We start from the raw sequence: 18978 nt of genomic DNA on the forward strand, positions 1-18978 counted from the left end.
GATGTGACACTGGAATCACTGGACAATGCACCTCGCTGGCGGCATAAGCGAGGGATCAAATTCTGGTCCCGCTTGCCGTCCGGCTAGCTCAAGGAAAAGACATGAAGAATCTCCTCGTGCAAATCTTCACCTGGTGGAACGGTCAGACGATCGGTACGCGCTTCGCGACCTGGCGTTTCGGCAAGCGCGTCGGTGAAGACGAATTGGGCAACGTTTACTACGAAGGCGGCATGTCGTCCTACGGTCTCCCGAAGCGTTGGGTCATTTACAAGGGCTATGCCGAAGCTTCCGCTATTCCCCCGGGCTGGCATGGCTGGATGCATCACCGCACCAATGTTCCGCCGACCCAGGAAAACTATGTTGCGAAGGAATGGCAGAAGCCGCACCGTGCGAACCCGACGGGTTCGCCGCAGGCCTATCGCCCGCCCGGCTCGCTGGTCGTTCCTGGTGAACGTCCGCGGGTGACCGGCGACTACGACGCCTGGACGCCTGGCAACTGAGCGCGCGGCGACAGCCCCGCTTTTAGCCACAATTGACCATTACCCGCAGAATGGCCGCAGCGATTGCGGCCTTCGATTTTAAGATGCTGTGGAGACGGGCAGATATGAAGCTTTTCACGCGGAACCAGATCCTGCGTGCCGCCGGGCTTTCCCTGGCGCTTGGCTCGACGCTTCTCCCACAAGTCGTCTCCGCTGCCCGGATCGAGAACTCGGTTGCCGTGTTCTCCGGTCTCGACAAGATCACCGGCCGCATCACGACCTTCGACGTCTACGTCAACGAGACCGTGCAGTTCGGCGCGCTGCAGGTGACGCCGAAGGCCTGCTATTCACGCGATCAGGCCGAAGCGCAGAAGATCGACGGCTTCGTGGAAGTCGACGAGATCACACTGGACCGCAAGATCCGCCGTATCTTCACCGGCTGGATGTTCGCCGACAGCCCCGGTCTCAATGCCGTCGAGCACCCGATCTACGACGTCTGGCTGAAAGACTGCAAGCAGAACTCGGACGTTCCCGCACCCGACAAAGCGGCTAACTAAATTTCAGAATTCGAGGTTCGGCGAAGCCATCGCTGCTGCCAGCATGTGGGTGTACTCATCCTTCGGAACGTCTATGGCTCCGAAAGTCTTGAGGTGCTCGGTCGTAAACTGGGTATCGAGCAAGGTAAAACTCTTGGCCCGCAGCCGTTCCACGAGATGAACGAGGCAGATCTTCGAGGCATTTGTCCGCCGGGAAAACATACTTTCACCGAAGAACGCCGAACCCAGCGATACGCCGTACAGTCCGCCGACGAGTTCGTCCCCGTCCCACGCCTCTACCGAGTGCGCGTGCCGAATCCGATGCAGCGTGGAGTAGAGCGATTTGATCGTTTGATTGATCCAGGTACTTGGCCTGTCCCCGGTCTCTGCCGCACAGGCTGCGATGACCGCATCGAAATCGTGGTTGAAGCGGATATCGAACGGCTTGCGTCGAATGGTCTTGGCGAGGCTTTTGGAGACGTGGAATTCTTCGAGCGGTAGGACACCGCGAAGATCGGGCTCGACCCAGAATATCTCCGGGTCATCAGCCGATTCGGCCATCGGGAAGAGACCGATCGAATAGGCGCGCAGGAGAATTTCCGGTGTGATGCCTGGAGATTTCCTGCGCGATCCTGCCATTCTCTGTTACGCCGGTTTTTGGGCCAGATAGTTTTCCAGCCAATGGATGTCGTAGTCGCCGTTAGCGATATCCTGATTATCCACCAGATCCTGGAACAACGGTAGCGTCGTCTTGATGCCATCGACGACAAACTCATCGAGTGCGCGGCGCAGACGCATCATGCATTCGACGCGGGTGCGACCGAATACAATGAGCTTGCCGATGAGGCTGTCGTAGTAAGGCGGGATCTTGTAACCTTGGTAGGCACCGCTGTCGACGCGTACTCCAAGACCGCCCGGCGCATGGAAGTGCGTGATCGTGCCAGGAGAGGGTACGAAAGTACGCGCGTCCTCGGCGTTGATGCGGCACTCGATGGCATGGCCATGGAAGTTGATTTCTTCCTGCTTCACGGAAAGTCCGCCGCCGGAGGCGACACGGATCTGCTCGTGAACGAGGTCAATGCCAGTGATCGCTTCGGTGATCGGATGCTCCACCTGCAGGCGGGTGTTCATTTCGATGAAATAGAACTCACCGTTCTCGTACAGGAACTCGATCGTCCCGGCGCCGCGATACTTCAGCTTCTTCATGGCATCGGCACAAACCTGGCCGATCTTCATGCGCTGTTCGACGTTGAGGGCAGGCGAATTTGCTTCTTCCCAGACCTTCTGGTGGCGGCGCTGCAGCGAGCAATCGCGTTCACCGAGATGGATCGCATTGCCCTCGCCATCGCCGAACACCTGGATTTCGATGTGGCGTGGCTTGCCGAGATACTTTTCCATGTAGACGGCGTCGTTGCCGAAGGCGGCAGCCGCTTCGGTGCGGGCCGTCGACCAGGCTTCGATCAGGTCGGCTTCGGACTTTGCGACCTTCATGCCGCGGCCGCCGCCGCCAGCGGTTGCCTTGATCAGAACCGGATAGCCGATTTCGGCTGCAGTCCGTAGCGCGTCTTCCTCGGTCTTCACTTCGCCATCTGAGCCCGGGACAACAGGGATGCCGAGTTCCTGGGCCGTCGTCTTGGCGGTGATCTTGTCGCCCATGAGGCGGATATGTTCCGCCGTCGGGCCGATGAAGGTGATGCCGTGCGCTTCCAGGATCTCCGCAAACTTGGCGTTTTCGGACAGGAAGCCATAGCCCGGATGTACCGCATCGGCGCCGGTGATTTCGCAGGCGGCGACGATCTGGTGGATGTTCAGATAGCTGTCACGCGACGGCGGAGGACCGATGCAGACGCTCTCGTCGGCCAGACGCACATGCATGGCGTCGGCGTCCGCGGTCGAGTGAACCACGACGCAGGGAATGCCGAGCTCCTTGCAGGCACGCAGCACGCGAAGCGCGATTTCCCCGCGGTTGGCAATGAGGATTTTCGAGACCATGACGCCCGCCTTATTCGATGACGACGAGGGCTTGGCCGTATTCGACGGGGCTTCCGTCCTCGACGAGGATTTCGGTAACCTTGCCGGATTTCGGCGAAGGAATCTGGTTCATGGTCTTCATCGCTTCGATGATGAGCAGAGTCTGGCCTTCCTTCACGGTCGTGCCGAGCTCGATGAAGGCTCGCGCGCCCGGAGCGGGAGCCATGTAGGCGGTGCCGACCATAGGAGCGCTGACGGTGTTGGCAGGGTTGCGTGCAGGGGCCGCAGGCGCTGCGGCAACCTGGGCTGCTGCGGCGACGGGAGCCGGAGCCGCCGCAAACGCGGGCGCAGCCATCGGAGCCTGAATGTACTGGGTGTTGCCGGCGCGCGAAACGCGGATGCGCAGATCATCCTGCTCGACTTCGATTTCCGTCAGATCCGTGTCGTTGAGGATGTTCGCGAGGTCGCGGATCAGCGCCTGGTCGATACCGTTTTTCTTCTCAGCCATGAGTGTTTGCCCTGTCTTCTTTTTATGCCGTAAGATTCTTCAGCGCCTGCAGCGCCAGAATATAGCTGTAAGGCCCGAAGCCGCAGATGACGCCCTTCACCGCTGGCGCAATCATCGACTTGTGGCGGAATTCTTCCCGCGCGTGAACGTTGGAGATATGGAGCTCTATCACCGGAATGGAAATAGCGCGAATTGCATCGTGGAGCGCAACCGAGGTATGCGTGTAGGCGCCGGCATTAATCGCCACGCCAACTGCCTTATCGTTCGCTTCATGGAACCAGTCGACCAGCGTACCTTCGTGGTTGCTCTGGCGGAAATCGATATCGAAGCCGAGCTCGCGCCCGGCGACCTTGCAATCCGCCTCGATATCCTGAAGCGACTTGCCGCCATAGATGCCGGGCTCTCGTTTGCCGAGCATGTTGAGGTTGGGCCCGTTCAGGACGAAAATCGTTTGCGTCATCGAATGTTCCAATAGATGCGAGACGGCAACCTATAGACTCCCGACGGACCTAATGAAAGCCCTTTGGGAAGCGCAGCCCGAATCGCGCCATATTTGTCCACATGGCTGAAACACTTCGATTTTGGCGATTTGATGGGCGCCCTATCAGCAACTTGTCTTGCCGCAGGCGCGCATGTTCTTGACCTTGGTCTCAAGGTCGTCGAAACCGACCGCGCCCTGAACCAGTTCGTTGCCGATCACATAGGACGGCGTGCCGGTGATGCCGAGGCTCTGGGCGAGCTGATAGGTCTCCTTCACGGACGCGTCGCTCGAACTCTTGGCCATCTCGTCGCGGATCTGCTTTTCGCTGACGCCAAGCGACTCGGCGACTTCTATCGCACTCGCTTCATCGGCCCGCCCATCGCTGCCGAGCAGAGCGATGTGGAACGCGCTGTACTTCTGCGGGGCCAGCTTGCGGAAGGCATCGGAAACCTTGTGGGCAGCGACAGATTCCGGACCAAGGATCGGGAATTCCTTGAGCACGAAGCGGACGTTCTTGTCTTTCTCGAGCATCGTCTGCATGTCGGAAAGGGCATGCCGGCAATAGCCGCAGTTGTAATCGAAGAATTCGACGATGGTGATGTCGCCCTTCGGATTGCCGATCGTCACGTCATACTTCGAATCGAAAATCGTCGACTTGTTGTCGGAGATTACGGCGTTGGCTTTAACGAGGCGCGCCTGTTCCTGTTTTTTCTGCAGGGCATCCTGAACGTCGAGCATGATCTCTGGGTTTTCGATCAGGTATTGCTTGATGAACTCGCCGAACTCCTTCTTCTGCGCGTCATCGAGTGCTGCCGCCGGATAGGCTGCTGCCACCGACGCAGTAAACGCCAGCGCGGTGAAGATTTTCGGAAGTATGGCCATTATATCCTCGTTATCAGCAGTTCGTATGCGTCGTTCTAGGCGCCGGATAACACTGCACGGTTAACGGCGGAACTCCGATGCCGCCAAGTTACGGTGCGTCCTGTCGTCTTCAAACAGGAATTTTCGTATCCGCTGTTCAATCGCGGGATTGTGATGATCCGATTATTGCGGCAATTGTCTGGTCGCACGCAAAGTTAGAGAGAAGCGACCTTGTTTTCTATTTCCCAACGCAGCGAAGTCGAGCCCTTTCATGCCATGGATGTCCTGGCCGAAGCGACGAAGCGGCGAGCAAGCGGTCATCCCGTCATCTCCATGGCTGTTGGCCAGCCCTCTCATCCCGCGCCCCGCGCTGCACTGGAGGCTGCGCGCGCAGCACTTGTCGAAGGCAAGATCGGCTACACGGACGCGCTCGGCACGACAAGGCTGAAACATGCATTGGCCGCGCATTATCGTGACAGACACGCTTTGGAAATCGATCCCTCACGCATCGCGATAACTACCGGTTCCTCCGCTGGCTTCAACCTTGCGTTTCTTTCGCTGTTTGATTCCGGAGACGCGGTTGCGATCGCCCGACCGGGCTATCCCGCCTATCGCAACATTCTCGGCGCGCTTGGCCTCAGAGTGATCGAGGTGCCGGTTACGGCCGAAACTCATTTCACTTTGACGCCCGAAAGCCTTGAGGCCGCGCAAAAGACAAACAATGTCAAGCTGAAGGGCGTGCTGCTGGCGAGCCCTGCCAATCCGACGGGTACGGTAACCGGTCGCCAGGGACTGCAGGTGCTGGCTGACTACTGCTCAGCCGAGTCGATCGCATTCATTTCAGACGAGATTTACCACGGGCTGACGTTTGCCGGCGAGGAAACCAGCGCGCTGGAATTGACCGATGAAGCGATCGTAATCAACTCGTTCTCCAAGTACTATTGCATGACCGGCTGGCGCATCGGCTGGATGGTGCTGCCCGAGCGGCTGGTGCGCCCGATCGAGCGCGTTGCACAAAGCCTATACATCTCGCCACCCGAACTCTCACAGATTGCGGCTACTGCGGCGCTCGGCGCGAGCGCGGAACTGGATATCTACAAGGCGAGCTATGCGGCCAATCGCGAGTTTCTATTGAAGCGTCTGCCGGAAATCGGGCTATCGATCGCGTCGCCGATGGATGGCGCCTTCTATGCCTATGTCGATGTCACCCGGTTCACCAATGACAGCATGGCGTTTGCCAAGCGAATGTTGGCCGAGATCAATGTTGCCGCAACGCCGGGCCTGGATTTCGACCCACTGGAGGGCAATCGATCGATGCGCATGTCTTATGCCGGCTCGGAAGTCGAAATCGTCGAAGCAGTTGACCGCATGGCCGACTGGCTGAAGTAGATATCCCAGTGGCTTGCCAAGATTTTCTCGATTAACCTGTAAGCAGCTTGCCGGGGGTTCGGCAGGCTGCTCGGCTCTCGCATTCACTTCGCGGGACGGCAATTTTCGAGGTCGAGTTGCGACACAAGAGCCAAAATCGTTTCGGACACCGGCGTCGGAGTTGCAGTCAGGCGACCGAGTGAAACGAGCATCCCCACCAGCGGCGTTATCTCGAGCGACTTTCCCGCAAGAAGATCTTGCAGCGTCGAGGTGCGCACCGGCCCGATCTGTCGGGCTTGTTCCAGTCGCTGTTCCACCGACATTCCCACGTTCGCCCCGAGTGCCTCCCCAACGGCCTTCACCTCTTTCATGACCTTGCCGATCTGATCCGCGATGGCGGCATCCGCCATGAGATCGGACATCAACGATCTGGTGAGAGCGCTGATCGGGTTGAAAGAGGCATTGCCCATCAGCTTGCTCCAGATATCGTCGCGGATGCGGCTCGAGAGTTTCACGCCGATGTCGGCGCGCTGCAGCAGCGCCTCGATGTCACCCAAATCAGCGGTGATTTCGCCGGAGGGCTCGCCGAGAATGAAATGGCCTCTGTTGCTGAGCCTGACTTCGCCGGGCCTGCTGACTTCGGCTCCCTGATGGGCGACGCAACCGACTACGCGCTGCGGGCCGACAAAACGCCATAGCTTGCCGCCCTCGTCGAGCTCCTCAAACTGCAGTTCCGCATGACCGCTGTCCTGATCGCGATGAAAATACCACCACGGAATGCCATTCAGGATCATCATGACGCGCGTGCCGTCCTTCAATAGGCCGCCGATGCCTTCCGCTGCGGCATTGAGCTGATGTCCTTTCAACCCGGTAATAACGAGATCCTGTGGCGGCAGTTCTCGGGGATCGTCTGTCGCTGCAAGGTTCACGGTGAGTGGTGCTTCCGCACCGGGTTCAATGAGACGCAGCCCCTCGCTTCGGATGGCGGCCAGATGGGCGCCTCGAGCAACAACGGAAACCGTTGCCTCTGCGCCGAGCGACGAGGCAAGCCTGGCAGCGATGGCGCCGCCGAGTGCACCGGCTCCGAAGATGCAGATATTCTTGAAGGGCATGGGATGATCTTTCCGCGTTTGATGGACCGCGCAGAACTTAGGTCATCCCTCCTTCAAGGCGAGTGATATTTTGAAGCCGCCCAAGCTTTTTAGTGGCCGCCGCGGGGAAGAAGTTCGTTGCGGCGAAGCTCATCGATGGCTGCCACCGCGTCTTCTGCAGACCAGCCAGCGCGAATGGCGGCGCCGATCATCCGGACCTCGGCCTCCTCTTCGATCTTGAGGAAGAGCGGTTCCAAGGCCTCCTGGGCTGTTAGGATGTGCTCGTTTGGAGGGGTAACTGACTGGCGGGTGGCTGATGTAGGCATCTGCACGGTACTCCTCTCTCTGGCAGGGGATGATTCAACATAATGCACGAGGGCTAAAAAAGGTTCCGGATAAAGTTTCAACTGCGCTTCATCTTGTTCTTTCGCCCCGGCTCTGCCTTGTTGCGCGATTAGTCTGATGCTCGATTCGGTTCCCAATAAGCGGCGGAGCCACAACGAAACGCACGAAGGAGATTGCGATGACGAACGCCAAGAACGGGATTTCCGAAATGCGGCCCAGAATTACAGTAATTGGTGTCGGCGGCGGCGGTGGCAATGCCATCAACAACATGATTGCGGAAAATCTTGAAGGCGTCGAGTTCATTGCGGCGAATACCGATGCACAGGTACTGGCGACCTCGAAGGCATCCCGCCGTATCCAGCTTGGCGCGCATGTGACCGAAGGGTTGGGCGCCGGTTCGCTGCCGGAAGTCGGTCGCGCAGCTGCCGAAGAATCGATCGATGAGATCATGGATCATCTGGCCGGCTCGCATATGTGCTTTGTCACCGCTGGCATGGGCGGCGGCACCGGAACCGGAGCGGCACCGGTCATCGCTCAGGCCGCTCGCAACGCCGGCATTCTGACAGTTGGAGTTGTTACGAAGCCCTTCACCTTCGAAGGCAATCGCCGCATGAAAACGGCCGATGTCGGCATCGAGGCGCTCCGCGAAGCGGCCGATACGGTGATCGTCATCCCGAACCAGAACCTTTTCCGTATCGCCGATGCAAAGACCACCTTCGCGGATGCCTTCATGACTGCCGACCGCGTGCTTTATGCCGGCGTCGGCTGCATCACCGATCTGATCGTCAAGGAAGGTCTCATCAACCTCGACTTCGCGGACGTGAAATCCGTCATGCGCGGCATGGGCCGGGCGATGATGGGCACAGGCGAGGCTTCGGGTGAGGGGCGCGCGATGAAGGCAGCGGAGGCGGCGATCGCCAACCCGCTGCTGGACGATATCTCGATGAAGGGTGCCAGGGGCGTTCTGATCTCGATCTCCGGCGGCTCGGACATGACTCTCTTCGAGGTGGACGAGGCGGCAAGTCGCATTCGTGACGAAGTGCAGGATGAAGCGGACATTGTCGTGGGCGCGATCTTCGATCGTAATCTCGACGGCAAGTTCCGCGTCTCGGTTGTCGCGACAGGCCTGGACGGAGCGAGCAACGCGACACAGCCGCGCCAGGGCATCGCGCTCGGTCAGGATATGCAGCCCCGTACATTGCAATAGGTTCTCGCGGTCTGCGCATCCGCCGAGATGCGCAGATCTGCCCTGATTTCGTTTGTTTCGACGTCGCCTTGCGCTTACCAATCTCGGATTGCGCAACCGATGCTGAGGAATGTCGAATGGCCAAGATTGCCTATTTTGTTGCTGGCCTGCTTATTCTAGTCGGGCTCGTTTGGATGGGGCAGGGCAGCGGCTATTTTCCCTATCCCGCAGAGAGCTTCATGATCAACCAGACGCCCTGGGTTTATTGGGGTGCTCTTGCTGCAGCGGTCGGAATTATCGTGATTGCAGCGATGAGAAACGCGCGGCGGCCGCGATAGCTAGGAGCGCGCTCTCGAAACAGTTCGCCGGCGAAAGACATTTGGGTAAATGTCCGTCGCCGGCGAGGGTATGATTGTGTAAACAGCGGTTTACGCTCGGCGGGAACGAACGTCCGCCATCTCGGGCCGGGTGCCATCAGGGGCGCGAAGGCCGTAGTGCTTGCTTGCGAACACCCATTCCACATTGCCCGGCTCGAAGGGGCGGCGTGGGTTTCTCAGCGCCAGCCTGCGCTCGGCAAGGCTCCGGGGCAGGGTATCGAGCATGTCGTTGACGAAGGTTTCAACGCTGTCTTTCCAGCGAGGCGAGATCGAAACATCGACGCCGCCATAGCGCTGGAAGTCTGGATGTTTGCGGGAATAGCATGCGCCGAGCATCCATGCATGCTGCTGCTTCAGAAAACGTTCTTTGATGGTCATTCCTAGTCTTTTTCCTTGGCGTCATCGACGACATCGGCCTCGGGACGGTCGCCTCCGTTCGACCGTTCCGTTGTCCAGCTGCCGTCTGCACGCTGATATGTAATGTCCGCATCCTGGCCATCGAGCTGTTGTCGCTCCGCGGCTTGTTTGGCCGCTGCCAGTGCTTGTTCGTGAGTTGGGAAAGTTTCCGACCAGACATCGTCCAGGCGGTAAGCCCAGGCGCCATCGTGTTCGGCGACGTGGTAGGTAATCGACATCGATCATTCCTTCAAGAACTTTTCTCAGGAATTTGCGGGACGGCTTCCTACAGATTGCAAGACTGGAACGCAGGTCGCCAGATGCTTGTTCCCATCGACGCCTGGCCTGTGTGAGGCTGGATTCAGTGTGAAGAACGATCTTGCGCGAGCGGGGAACGCTTCATAGGTTTGAGACGTTGATGGATTCGTTCAACGCCTTTCAATAGGAACCACATGCGCGCTCAGTCGAAGCCGTTCATCGTCGAAGTTAAATCCTCGCGCCGCCAGGAGCGCCGCCAATCCGCGTCGATCTGGGGAAATCTGGATCTTTCGGCCGTTGCTGAAGAAATTGCGGAGGAACTGCCGCAACCAGCCGCCGCGCCGGCAGAATCCGCCGACGCGCAGTAGCCTTTTAAAGCTACGCCGCGACAAAGCGATAGGATGTGTCCTTGCGTTCGGCGTAGCCGACGCCCGGGTAACTCCAGTGATAGCCGAGCATCTTCAGCTTGTCGGTGGCGGCGCGATCCAACAGCATTTGACGGGTTTTCAACGCAACCTCCGGCTCGGTGTCGAAGCCGAAATGCCAGGCGGCATGTTCGAAGAAGATTACGTCGTTGGTGCAGGCGTCGCCCGTAATCAACAGACCACCGTCTCCAGCCAATTCGATCGAGATGTGGCCGGGCGTGTGCCCGCGGCTCTGCAGGATTCGCATGCCTGGAATGATCTCCTGATCGGGCCGAACCAACGTCAGACGGTCTTTGACGGCAAAAAGGTCCCGTTGCGCTCCGCGGGCAAAATCGTGAAGCACCGACGGCAGATGCGTCTCATAGTCCTTGTCGGTCCAGAAGTTCCATTCGGCTTCACTGACGAAATACTGCGCATTCGGATAAAGCACCTTGCCGTCGGCTGTTGTCGTTGCGCCCGAGTGATCCGGGTGAGCGTGAGTGAAAACCACCTTGGTGATCACCTCCGGCGCGACGCCGATGGATTGCAGGTTGGCGGCCAGCTTACCCGCGCTTGCCTGGAAATGACTGCCGGAACCGGTGTCGATGAGAATCAGGTCGTCGCCGTGGCGGATCAGCGGGATGTTGGCCTGGACCGGAGCGGCGGCCGAAGTTCCGCCGAGCCGCGGCATGATCGCCTTGCGCTCTTCAGGCGTGGCGTCGGGCAGCAGGATCTCGACCGGGAGCGTTAGAAAACCGTCGCTGACGACCGTAATGTCGAACGCGCCGTGATGGAAGCGATGGAACTCGGCCGCGATGGCATCGCGGGAAGCGAGCATCGCCGCTGCTGCAGCCGTCAGCTTCAGCAGGTCGCGTCGGGATAATCCATTTGGAATGCTGTCTCGTGTAGTCACAGCCGTCTCCTTTGCTGGGCAGATACGTCATGTGTCGCAGGCGAGCGCGACCGCACTCACCTGCGAATACTCATCCGCATAGCGGCAGCCGTGACGAACGGAGCCGCGGATCCACATGCTTAATCCAGGAAGAACTCCAGCAGGTCGGCGTTGATAACTTCAGGGTGCGTTGTGCACATGCCATGTGGCAAGCCGGCATAAGTCTTGAGTATGCCGTGCTTCAAGAGCTTGACCGAAAGCGGAGCGGAGTCGGCATAGGGAACGATCTGATCGTCGTCTCCATGCATCACCAGGGTCGGTACCGAGATTCGCTGGAGATCCTCGGTAAAGTCCGTTTCGGAGAAGGCCTTGATGCAATCGTAATGCGCCTTTGCACCACCCATCATCCCCTGCCGCCACCAGTTTTCGATGACGCCCTGACTGACCTTGGCACCCGGGCGGTTGAAGCCGTAGAAGGGGCCGGTGGGTACGTCTAGGAAGAACTGCGCACGATTGGCGACGAGCGCCGCACGGAACCCGTCGAAAACCGCGAGCGGCAGGCCGCCGGGGTTCTTGTCCGATTTGACCATGATCGGGGGGACGGCGCCGATCAGAACGGCCTTGGCGACCCGGCCGGGCTTCGCACGCGCGACATAGTGAGCAACCTCGCCGCCGCCGGTCGAGTGGCCGACATGGATGGCGTTCTTGAGATCGAGCGCGTCGGCTAGCGCGATAACGTCCGCCGCGTAGGTGTCCATCTCGTTGCCCTGCCACGTCTGGCTGGAGCGGCCGTGGCCACGCCGGTCATGGGCGATCACCCGATAGCCCTTGTCCAGAAAGAACATCATCTGCGCATCCCAGTCGTCTGCACTGAGGGGCCAGCCATGATGGAAAACAACAGGCTGGGCGGTGGCCGGACCCCAATCCTTGTAGAAGATTTCGGTTCCGTCCGTGGTCTTGATGAATGGCATGATCAGGTCCCTCTTTCTGGATGTGATTGCTTCGATGGTGGCAAGGCACGCCAGCATCCTTCCGGCGCCCATATTATGGAGCGTCCGGCTAGAGCTGGCCCACCGCGCTGCCGTACTACGTCATCATCATGACGCGGCTTTAGCGGCGCTGCGAACCAACGGTAACTTGAGGCAAATATTACAGAATGGAAGATGCCGTTTTGAAGAAATGGTGCGCAGGAGAAGCTAGCCGGTCGTGCCTTCGGACGGACGCGGGGCATGGGACGCATTCGTTATAGATCGGTCCCTGATTGGGAACACGGAGTGTCTACGAATTCAACGGGGCACTGGCCATGATATCGCCAAAGTCAGCATCGACCTTCCTGGAAGGGAGGCGATCTGATGAACGCTGACGAAAACCGCTATATCGAGATCACCACGCGGCTCCGTTCCGCGCAGTCGTTCTGCGAGTTTCTTGCGCACGGCGGCACTGTCCGCATCGCGCAGTCCGATGGCGCGCCATTCCATGACGTGAGCCACCGACTTCTCCAGCAGCATCGCCTGGAGGTCGAAGCCTTGAAGCGAGCCCGTAGGCAACTGTTTCCCGATCGAGTCGACGACGACATCAATCCTTGCCTCTACAGCCTGAACTAGCTGCTCGCTGTGACGCGATCGCATTCGCGGCGGTGCCGGCGGCGAGGCTGGCGTGATCAGCGCAACGTCAAGTTCGAAAACTGTGCGAATTGCCGAGCCCTCGAATTGAGCTCCAAAAATTATCCTGGGTTGCAGGCCCGCCACGTCGTCGGGATCGTCGCGCGCATGTTGACGTGAGTTCGAGGGTGGGCGGGCGGAACCGTGTCACCAATTCCGGAGCGCCGCCATTGTACGATGGTGTCGGCGAGACCCTGGTACAATCGACGCTGGCACTCGACGGTGTAGGATCTGCCAGTGTGCAAAGATTTCGCACGGGGAGTTTTGAATGGATCGGATCGACGCGATGAGTTTTCCTTGCGGCAGTGGGCGAGGGCAATCTGGCTGGTGTGGCGCGAAATCGAGAGGCAGCAACGGACTTCTCGATCGTCTGTGCGATCGGCGTCACCAGCTTTCCTGCGCAACCCTTCGCTTAGCGTTCCGACGCGACGTCGGTGATGGCGCTGGACAACGGAACGCAAACTGAAGATCATTGCCGCGAGCTATGCCCTTGGGAGACCGTCTCCTCGGCGGCTTGACGACATGGAGTTGCGCCGAGCCTTCTTTGCGGGCGTCGGCGCCTGAGCGAGGGAGGCGCGGTGGCCGTGGTTTCCGACCAGCCTGTGACTGGCAGTTGCAATGCAAAGAAGCTGGAAGATCGGGTGCGCAGCCTTGAGACTATTCTCAGACGCAAGGTGTTGGAGAATGAGGCCCTGCGAGAAGCTCTTTCCAATGTGCAATCCGAGAAACCGATTGGGATACCCTTTGACGCCGGGGCCGCGATCAGATTCTCGCAGGCTCTTTCCCGCAACCTCCTCCATTCTACACTCGTTGGGCGTCTTTTGCAGATCTCCGTGGATTATGCAGGCGCCGAGCGGGGCCTCCTGATCTTCATCATCGATAATGCGGCGACGATCAAAGCGGAGGCTGTCGTTCGGGCCTCCGGCATTGAGGTCCAAGCACGAAATGATGCAGTCGGCATGTTCAAGGAGTTGCCGATGGCGATCTTGCAATACGTGATCCGAACGAACGAACCGGTGATACTCGACGATGCATCAACCGACGCTGTCTACGGTCGCGACGAAACGGTGCTCTCGCGAGGAATGCGTTCGACACTTGCGCTTCCGATCCTCTCGCAGTCGAAGCTCATCGCGATACTCTTTCTCGAAAACAACTTCGCACCCTGCGTGTTCACTCCGGATCGAGTCGCGGTGCTCGAACATCTTGCATCGCAGGCCGCGATCTCCTTCGAAAGCGCCGATCTTTACGCCGAATTGGAAAAGAAAGTCGCGCTCCTTGACGTCCTCCCGGTATCCGCTTGGATGCTCGAGCCGAACGGCACTCCCGAGTTCGTAAACCGCTCCGGATTGGAATTTGCCGATCAGTCTTTGGCTCATATCACGTCACATCCAGCCTCATGGATGGACGCTGTTCATCCGGACGATAGAGACGCGGCAACTCGGATTTTCCGTCGGGGTGTTCAGCTAGGACAAGACTTTTCCTTCGAGACACGAAGCCTTAGCGCCCGCGATGGAAGCTACCACCTGCATTTGCATCAAGCGGTTGCGCTACGGGACCGCGAGGGTCAGGTGGTGAAGTTCGTTGGAACGACCACCGATATCGACGAACACAAACGCGGTGAGGAATCGCTACGCACAACACAGTCAGCGCTTGCCCATTCAACCCGGCTTGCCACCCTTAAAGCAGTTGTAGCTTCGCTCGCGCACGAGGTGAGCCAACCGCTATCGGGAATATGGGCGAATGCAGACGCCGGCGCGCGGATGCTGGCTTTAGATTCTCCTGATCTCTCCGGTGTTGCAGAGTCGGTCAAACGAACAATGAGAGACGCAGTGAGGGCAACGGAAATCGTCCAACGGATGCGAGCGATGTTCGCTGAGGCCGCGCCGACTTCAGCAGCGGTGAATATCAACAATGCCGTCAATGAGGTCGTAGCGCTTATCGCGGGCGAACTGGAGAAGGGCGGCGCTACAGTACAAACCAGCCTGTCCGACAGAATACCGCTTGTCGCCGGCGACAAGATCCATTTGCAGCAGGTGATGCTAAACCTGCTGTTGAACGCGATCGAGGCTATGGCTTCCGTTGATGATCGCCCCCGGATTGTCCGGATCGAGACCATCTATGACGATCGGACCGGCGGTGTGCTCGTGAGTGTCCGAGACGTCGGGATTGGACTGGACAAGACGACGCTGGAAAAGCTGTTCCAACCATTATTCACGACCAAAGCGAAGGGTGTTGGTGTCGGCCTTTCGATCTGTCGAACGATAGTCGAAAATCATGGCGGGCGTATATCTGCCGCCGCCAACGCGCGTGAGCCGGGAGCATGCTTTTCGTTCGTCCTTCCGACGCACGAAGCGTCGGAAAAGCAGGCCCCGTCGAAATCGTCGGCCTAAGCCGTGAGGGTGCAATATGATCGTGCAATGGCTCAGCTTGGACGGTCAAAGTAAGTTCCGTTAAGTCATCAACACTCGATGATTAGCCCCTGCACCCTTGACGATCCGCTGTCGTCACGCCGTCGCGGACGCTTGTCGTACGATGCAATGGTTTTCGTTGCTTAGCCTAGGTGTGCTGCATCGGGTGACATGGTCGCGAAGGCACGCAGTCGCTGCGACGGTAGGAAGGTTCGAGAGGCACCGGTAAATGCTCGATGTGCTTGCACTCTGCTTTTTGCGATTGTCTGGGTCGCGATCGAGCCGCTGATGGCGCTCGGCGGGCCTATGCAGAATGACAACCTCTCGAAGGATATGGTGGTAGTCCGGCGTGCTTGGATGCGCGAGGTGCTGACGCGCGATCGAAAGGTGGGCCGTCTCTAGGCGGAAGAGACGGCCCAAGCGGGCCTCCGTAGGCCGCTGGCCCCGGCGGAGGGGAGGGCGCCGGGACATGTCGCCGGTCTTGAACGTGCGTTCGAGAGTGGGAGGTCAACGACAGGTCCAGGGTAACCCGCTGCGGCAGACGATTTAAGTGCACTTAGGTATTGGTCAGAGGGTCTGCGCCCCGTGGAGAAATTCCCGATACCATGGTGCAATTGGAGGAGCGAGCACAGTGGCAGATTGTAGGCGCATCGATCGGCAGGATCTGCAGGGCCTTTGTCCGGAATTGCCTTCTGAAGCCGCTTTCGGACAACAGCCATCCTGCTATTGTGTTGGCACGCAGTCCGCTCGGTCAACGAAGTGCAGTGTGTGAAACAACCGAACCTGGGTGCTGAAATGAACAGCGCGTTTACAAGACAGCCAGCGAACGAGGCCTTCCGCCAGACCGCATTCCTCGACAGCACGAATGCTTCCTATGTTGAGGAGCTACAGGCGATGTTCGCCAAGAATCCGAACTCCGTGGGTCCCGAATGGCGCGATTTTTTCGACCAGCTTGGCGACGACATCGGCGACGTCGCGAAGGGGGCGTCATGGAAGGATGCGAATTGGCCCGTTCCACTTCAAGGTGAACTCATCGCGGCGCTGGACGGCAACTGGCAGCAGACAGTGTCGGCAAAAGCCGAGGCTGATGCGACCGGCGATCGTACGGTCTCTGCAGAGTTTGACGCACGGGACACCGCGCGTGCCCTGGCGTTGATCGGGAGTTACCGGACCAGAGGACATCTTGCGGCGGACCTGGATCCCCTCGGTTTGAGTCCACGCGCACAGAACCGCGAACTGGAACCATCGTTCCATGGGTTTGAAGACGTGGATCTGGACCGTCCGGTCTACATAGGCGGCGTCATGGGCTTGGAATCGGCGAGTGCACGTCAACTGGTCTCGGCCTTGCGCAGCGCGTACTGCGGAAAGATTGGCTTTGAATACATGCACATTGCCGACCCCGCCGGGCGCGAATGGATGCAACGGCAGGTCGAAGGGCAGAGGTATCAGCCGGAGGGGACGAAGAAGCGTGCCATCCTTCAGACACTTGTCGAGGTCACCGGGTTTGAACGCTTCCTCGGCAAGAAGTTCGTGGGTACGACGAGGTTCGGGATCGATGGCGCGGAAACCACGATCGTCGCACTTGAGGAGATAATAGCGCGGGGAGCTGAACTGGGCGTTGCCGAAGTGGTCCTGGGCATGGCCCACAGAGGGCGCCTCAACGTACTGGGCCAAGTCATCAAAAAGCCGCACCGGGCCATCTTCAGCGAGTTCAAGGGGGGGGCCTCGTTTCCTGACGACGTGGAGGGATCTGGAGACGTCAAGTATCACCTTGGAACCTCTTCGGACCGCATCGTCGATGGCAGGCAAATGCATTTGTCGCTGGTGGCGAACCCCTCCCATCTGGAGGTCATTGACCCCGTCGTTCTGGGCAAGGTGCGGGCCAAGCAGGAGCAGAGGGGTGACTCCGTCGAGCGATCAAGCGTGATGCCGTTGCTGATCCACGGAGATGCGGCCTTCGCAGGCCAAGGCGTCGTCGCGGAAAGCCTGGGGCTGTCTGGGCTAAAGGGCTATCGAACCGGTGGATCAGTCCATCTTATAATAAACAATCAGGTGGGATTCACGACTGATCCAAGTTATGCGCGTTCTTCTCCTTACCCTTCCGACGTCGCCAAGGCCGTAGATGCTCCCATTTTTCACGTCAACGGAGACGATCCGGAAGCCGTTGCATGGGTCGCGCGGCTTGCGACCGAGTACCGGCAGACGTTTCACCGGCCGGCGGTCATCGATCTGATATGCTTCAGGTTGTTCGGCCATAACGAGGGCGACGAGCCTTCATTCACGCAGCCGGCGATGTACAGGGAAATACGATCGCATCGGTCAAGTCTGGAGCTGTACGTCCAGCGGCTTGTCGCCGAGGGGATTATGACCGAAGCCGACGTTGACGCAGCCGGGGCAACATGGTCGGCTTATCTCGAAACAGAACTGGAAGCGTCAAAGAGCTACCGGCCCAACAAAGGCGACTGGCTCGACGGCCGATGGGCGGGATTGGAACGTGGTGAACCTGAAAGCGAAGAAACGTCGGATAGTCCGACAGGTGTTGATCTCGGAGTGCTACGGGATATCGGGCGGGCGATAACTGCTCTCCCCGATCGCTTTGCAGCGCATCCGACCGTCATCCGGTTCCTCGAAGCTCGCCGCAAGGCAGTCGAGAGCGGACGGGATCTCGACTGGTCTACGGCCGAGGCTCTCGCCATGGGTTCTCTTGCGAGACAAGGCGATCGCGTGCGCCTGTCCGGCCAAGACAGCGAAAGGGGAACCTTCTCTCAGCGTCATTCCGTGATCATCGATCAGGAGACCGGCGACCGCTATCTACCGCTATGTCATCTAAGCGTAGACCAGGCGCCGTGCGAAACCTTCAACTCGATGTTGTCTGAGGTTGCCGTGCTGGGATTCGAGTACGGCTACTCTTTGGCGGAGCCGCATTGCCTCGTCATGTGGGAGGCTCAGTTCGGAGATTTTGCAAACGGAGCCCAGGTGATATTCGATCAATTCCTGTCGTCGGCCGAAAGAAAATGGCTGCGCATGTCAGGCTTGGTCTGCCTCTTGCCACACGGATATGACGGACAGGGGCCTGAGCATTCGTCGGCTCGCCTCGAGCGCTATCTGCAGAACTCCGCAGAGGGCAACTGGCAGGTCGCTAATTGCACTACTCCTGCCAACTACTTCCACCTGCTTAGACGACAGGTAACGCGGCCTTTTCGCAAGCCGCTCATTCTCATGACGCCGAAGAGTCTTCTGCGGCATAAGAGGTGCCGCTCCGATCTCAACGAACTGGGTCTCGGATCGTCATTTCGGAGAATTCTTCGCGACGATGCGGAGAACGACGGCGACCTCGTCGAGACTCCGTCGATGCGAAGAGTTCTCTTGTGCTCAGGCAAGATCTATTTCGATCTCGAGGCAGAACGACGCAAGCGCGGCGTCACCGACGTCTACATACTGCGGCTCGAGCAACTCTATCCGTTCCCCGCAAAGGCGCTTGCTCTCGAGCTGAACCGGTTCGGGACAGCCGAAATATGTTGGTGCCAGGAAGAGCCGAAGAATATGGGCGCTTGGTCTTTCGTCGAAGCCTACGTGGAGTGGTCATCGGGGCAGGGACGCGGCCTGGCGCAGCGGCCAACCTATATCGGCCGCGCCGCGTCGGCCTCTACTGCTACTGGACAGATGGCACGGCACGTCGCCGAGCTCCAGGCGATAATGGACCGGGCCTTCGCTACCGATTGATCTCTTAGACTGGACGGGCCGATCGAATGGAAC

Annotated in this window: 20 protein-coding genes and 1 pseudogene; 10 read left to right on the top strand and 11 right to left on the bottom strand. The window is 59.0% G+C overall.

Annotated features, from left to right (window positions below):
• The first annotated feature begins 101 nt into the window (after positions 1-101).
• Both FHX16_RS15940 and FHX16_RS15945 read left to right on the top strand, forming a co-directional pair.
• Positions 102-500 (top strand): NADH:ubiquinone oxidoreductase subunit NDUFA12, encoded by a 399-nt coding sequence (locus tag FHX16_RS15940; protein WP_016553662.1) that lies wholly within the window; start codon positions 102-104, stop codon positions 498-500.
• 104 nt (positions 501-604) lie between these two features.
• A complete protein-coding gene (locus FHX16_RS15945; protein ID WP_183859133.1) occupies positions 605-1036 on the top strand; it encodes a DUF2155 domain-containing protein in 432 nt (143 codons plus the stop codon).
• 3 nt (positions 1037-1039) lie between these two features.
• On the opposite strand, the gene aat is transcribed toward FHX16_RS15945, so the two are convergent.
• The 5 genes from aat to FHX16_RS15970 form a co-directional block, all read right to left on the bottom strand.
• A complete protein-coding gene (aat, locus tag FHX16_RS15950) occupies positions 1040-1654 on the bottom strand; it encodes a leucyl/phenylalanyl-tRNA--protein transferase (RefSeq protein WP_183859131.1) in 615 nt (204 codons plus the stop codon).
• 6 nt (positions 1655-1660) lie between these two features.
• On the bottom strand, positions 1661-3007 hold the full coding sequence (gene accC, locus FHX16_RS15955; RefSeq protein WP_183756798.1) for an acetyl-CoA carboxylase biotin carboxylase subunit: 1347 nt from the start codon (positions 3005-3007) through the stop codon (positions 1661-1663).
• 10 nt (positions 3008-3017) lie between these two features.
• A complete protein-coding gene (accB, locus tag FHX16_RS15960; RefSeq protein WP_183859129.1) occupies positions 3018-3494 on the bottom strand; it encodes an acetyl-CoA carboxylase biotin carboxyl carrier protein in 477 nt (158 codons plus the stop codon).
• A gap of 22 nt (positions 3495-3516) precedes the next feature.
• Positions 3517-3954, bottom strand: a complete 438-nt coding sequence (gene aroQ, locus FHX16_RS15965; protein WP_153270193.1) for a type II 3-dehydroquinate dehydratase — start codon at positions 3952-3954, stop codon at positions 3517-3519.
• 144 nt (positions 3955-4098) lie between these two features.
• Complete coding sequence (locus FHX16_RS15970; protein ID WP_183859127.1) at positions 4099-4857, bottom strand: DsbA family protein; 759 nt, start codon at positions 4855-4857, stop codon at positions 4099-4101.
• Between the two features lie 210 nt (positions 4858-5067).
• On the opposite strand from FHX16_RS15970, the gene FHX16_RS15975 reads away from it, so the two are divergent.
• Positions 5068-6225 carry a pyridoxal phosphate-dependent aminotransferase gene (locus FHX16_RS15975; RefSeq protein ID WP_183859125.1) on the top strand — a complete coding sequence of 386 codons (1158 nt, stop codon included), beginning with the start codon at positions 5068-5070 and terminating at the stop codon, positions 6223-6225.
• 83 nt (positions 6226-6308) lie between these two features.
• On the opposite strand, the gene FHX16_RS15980 is transcribed toward FHX16_RS15975, so the two are convergent.
• Together FHX16_RS15980 and FHX16_RS15985 are read right to left on the bottom strand one after the other, a co-directional pair.
• The gene (locus FHX16_RS15980) at positions 6309-7316 is read right to left on the bottom strand and encodes a ketopantoate reductase family protein (RefSeq protein ID WP_259129415.1); all 1008 of its coding nucleotides are present in this window, start codon (positions 7314-7316) and stop codon (positions 6309-6311) included.
• Between the two features lie 89 nt (positions 7317-7405).
• Positions 7406-7621, bottom strand: a complete 216-nt coding sequence (locus FHX16_RS15985) for a hypothetical protein (protein WP_040674191.1) — start codon at positions 7619-7621, stop codon at positions 7406-7408.
• A gap of 197 nt (positions 7622-7818) precedes the next feature.
• Between FHX16_RS15985 and ftsZ the strand changes: the two genes are divergently transcribed.
• Positions 7819-8847, top strand: a complete 1029-nt coding sequence (gene ftsZ / locus FHX16_RS15990; RefSeq protein ID WP_016553672.1) for a cell division protein FtsZ — start codon at positions 7819-7821, stop codon at positions 8845-8847.
• 116 nt (positions 8848-8963) lie between these two features.
• Complete coding sequence (locus tag FHX16_RS15995) at positions 8964-9164, top strand: hypothetical protein (RefSeq protein ID WP_183859121.1); 201 nt, start codon at positions 8964-8966, stop codon at positions 9162-9164.
• 90 nt (positions 9165-9254) lie between these two features.
• On the opposite strand, the gene FHX16_RS16000 is transcribed toward FHX16_RS15995, so the two are convergent.
• Both FHX16_RS16000 and FHX16_RS16005 read right to left on the bottom strand, forming a co-directional pair.
• The gene (locus tag FHX16_RS16000; protein ID WP_016553674.1) at positions 9255-9581 is read right to left on the bottom strand and encodes a hypothetical protein; all 327 of its coding nucleotides are present in this window, start codon (positions 9579-9581) and stop codon (positions 9255-9257) included.
• Between the two features lie 2 nt (positions 9582-9583).
• The gene (locus FHX16_RS16005) at positions 9584-9838 is read right to left on the bottom strand and encodes a DUF2188 domain-containing protein (RefSeq protein WP_114712520.1); all 255 of its coding nucleotides are present in this window, start codon (positions 9836-9838) and stop codon (positions 9584-9586) included.
• 213 nt (positions 9839-10051) lie between these two features.
• On the opposite strand from FHX16_RS16005, the gene FHX16_RS16010 reads away from it, so the two are divergent.
• On the top strand, positions 10052-10225 hold the full coding sequence (locus FHX16_RS16010) for a hypothetical protein (protein ID WP_183859117.1): 174 nt from the start codon (positions 10052-10054) through the stop codon (positions 10223-10225).
• 10 nt (positions 10226-10235) lie between these two features.
• Here the strand turns inward: FHX16_RS16010 and FHX16_RS16015 are convergent, their stop codons facing one another.
• Complete coding sequence (locus tag FHX16_RS16015; RefSeq protein WP_183860698.1) at positions 10236-11099, bottom strand: MBL fold metallo-hydrolase; 864 nt, start codon at positions 11097-11099, stop codon at positions 10236-10238.
• Positions 11100-11293: 194 nt separating this feature from the next.
• Positions 11294-12124, bottom strand: coding sequence for an alpha/beta fold hydrolase (locus FHX16_RS16020; protein WP_183859115.1), 831 nt, complete (start codon positions 12122-12124; stop codon positions 11294-11296).
• A gap of 381 nt (positions 12125-12505) precedes the next feature.
• On the opposite strand from FHX16_RS16020, the gene FHX16_RS16025 reads away from it, so the two are divergent.
• From FHX16_RS16025 to FHX16_RS16045, 4 genes and pseudogenes are all read left to right on the top strand, one after another.
• Positions 12506-12757 carry a hypothetical protein gene (locus FHX16_RS16025; protein ID WP_183859113.1) on the top strand — a complete coding sequence of 84 codons (252 nt, stop codon included), beginning with the start codon at positions 12506-12508 and terminating at the stop codon, positions 12755-12757.
• A 770-nt stretch (positions 12758-13527) separates the two neighbouring features.
• Positions 13528-15204, top strand: coding sequence for an ATP-binding protein (locus FHX16_RS16035; RefSeq protein WP_259129422.1), 1677 nt, complete (start codon positions 13528-13530; stop codon positions 15202-15204).
• Positions 15205-15510: 306 nt separating this feature from the next.
• Positions 15511-15603, top strand: a pseudogene (locus tag FHX16_RS16040) (DUF599 domain-containing protein); the annotation flags it as partial.
• 414 nt (positions 15604-16017) lie between these two features.
• Positions 16018-18945, top strand: a complete 2928-nt coding sequence (locus tag FHX16_RS16045; RefSeq protein WP_259129418.1) for a 2-oxoglutarate dehydrogenase E1 component — start codon at positions 16018-16020, stop codon at positions 18943-18945.
• The last annotated feature ends 33 nt before the right edge of the window (positions 18946-18978 follow it).

The sequence above is a fragment of the Rhizobium sp. BK661 genome, from assembly GCF_024808825.1.
GTDB lineage: Bacteria > Pseudomonadota > Alphaproteobacteria > Rhizobiales > Rhizobiaceae > Rhizobium.

Excerpts from the sequence above, each read along its gene's own strand:
- FHX16_RS16010 (WP_183859117.1), top strand. The coding sequence starts at position 10,052 with ATGCGCGCTCAGTCGAAGCCGTTCATCGTCGAAGTTAAATCCTCGCGC.
- accC (WP_183756798.1), bottom strand. The coding sequence starts at position 3,007 with ATGGTCTCGAAAATCCTCATTGCCAACCGCGGGGAAATCGCGCTTCGC.
- ftsZ (WP_016553672.1), top strand. The coding sequence starts at position 7,819 with ATGACGAACGCCAAGAACGGGATTTCCGAAATGCGGCCCAGAATTACA.
- FHX16_RS15980 (WP_259129415.1), bottom strand. The coding sequence starts at position 7,316 with ATGCCCTTCAAGAATATCTGCATCTTCGGAGCCGGTGCACTCGGCGGC.
- FHX16_RS15995 (WP_183859121.1), top strand. The coding sequence starts at position 8,964 with ATGGCCAAGATTGCCTATTTTGTTGCTGGCCTGCTTATTCTAGTCGGG.
- accB (WP_183859129.1), bottom strand. The coding sequence starts at position 3,494 with ATGGCTGAGAAGAAAAACGGTATCGACCAGGCGCTGATCCGCGACCTC.
- FHX16_RS16000 (WP_016553674.1), bottom strand. The coding sequence starts at position 9,581 with ATGACCATCAAAGAACGTTTTCTGAAGCAGCAGCATGCATGGATGCTC.
- FHX16_RS16025 (WP_183859113.1), top strand. The coding sequence starts at position 12,506 with ATGAACGCTGACGAAAACCGCTATATCGAGATCACCACGCGGCTCCGT.
- FHX16_RS16045 (WP_259129418.1), top strand. The coding sequence starts at position 16,018 with ATGAACAGCGCGTTTACAAGACAGCCAGCGAACGAGGCCTTCCGCCAG.
- FHX16_RS16015 (WP_183860698.1), bottom strand. The coding sequence starts at position 11,099 with ATGCTCGCTTCCCGCGATGCCATCGCGGCCGAGTTCCATCGCTTCCAT.
- FHX16_RS15970 (WP_183859127.1), bottom strand. The coding sequence starts at position 4,857 with ATGGCCATACTTCCGAAAATCTTCACCGCGCTGGCGTTTACTGCGTCG.
- FHX16_RS15985 (WP_040674191.1), bottom strand. The coding sequence starts at position 7,621 with ATGCCTACATCAGCCACCCGCCAGTCAGTTACCCCTCCAAACGAGCAC.
- FHX16_RS15940 (WP_016553662.1), top strand. The coding sequence starts at position 102 with ATGAAGAATCTCCTCGTGCAAATCTTCACCTGGTGGAACGGTCAGACG.
- FHX16_RS16005 (WP_114712520.1), bottom strand. The coding sequence starts at position 9,838 with ATGTCGATTACCTACCACGTCGCCGAACACGATGGCGCCTGGGCTTAC.
- aroQ (WP_153270193.1), bottom strand. The coding sequence starts at position 3,954 with ATGACGCAAACGATTTTCGTCCTGAACGGGCCCAACCTCAACATGCTC.
- FHX16_RS15945 (WP_183859133.1), top strand. The coding sequence starts at position 605 with ATGAAGCTTTTCACGCGGAACCAGATCCTGCGTGCCGCCGGGCTTTCC.
- aat (WP_183859131.1), bottom strand. The coding sequence starts at position 1,654 with ATGGCAGGATCGCGCAGGAAATCTCCAGGCATCACACCGGAAATTCTC.
- FHX16_RS16020 (WP_183859115.1), bottom strand. The coding sequence starts at position 12,124 with ATGCCATTCATCAAGACCACGGACGGAACCGAAATCTTCTACAAGGAT.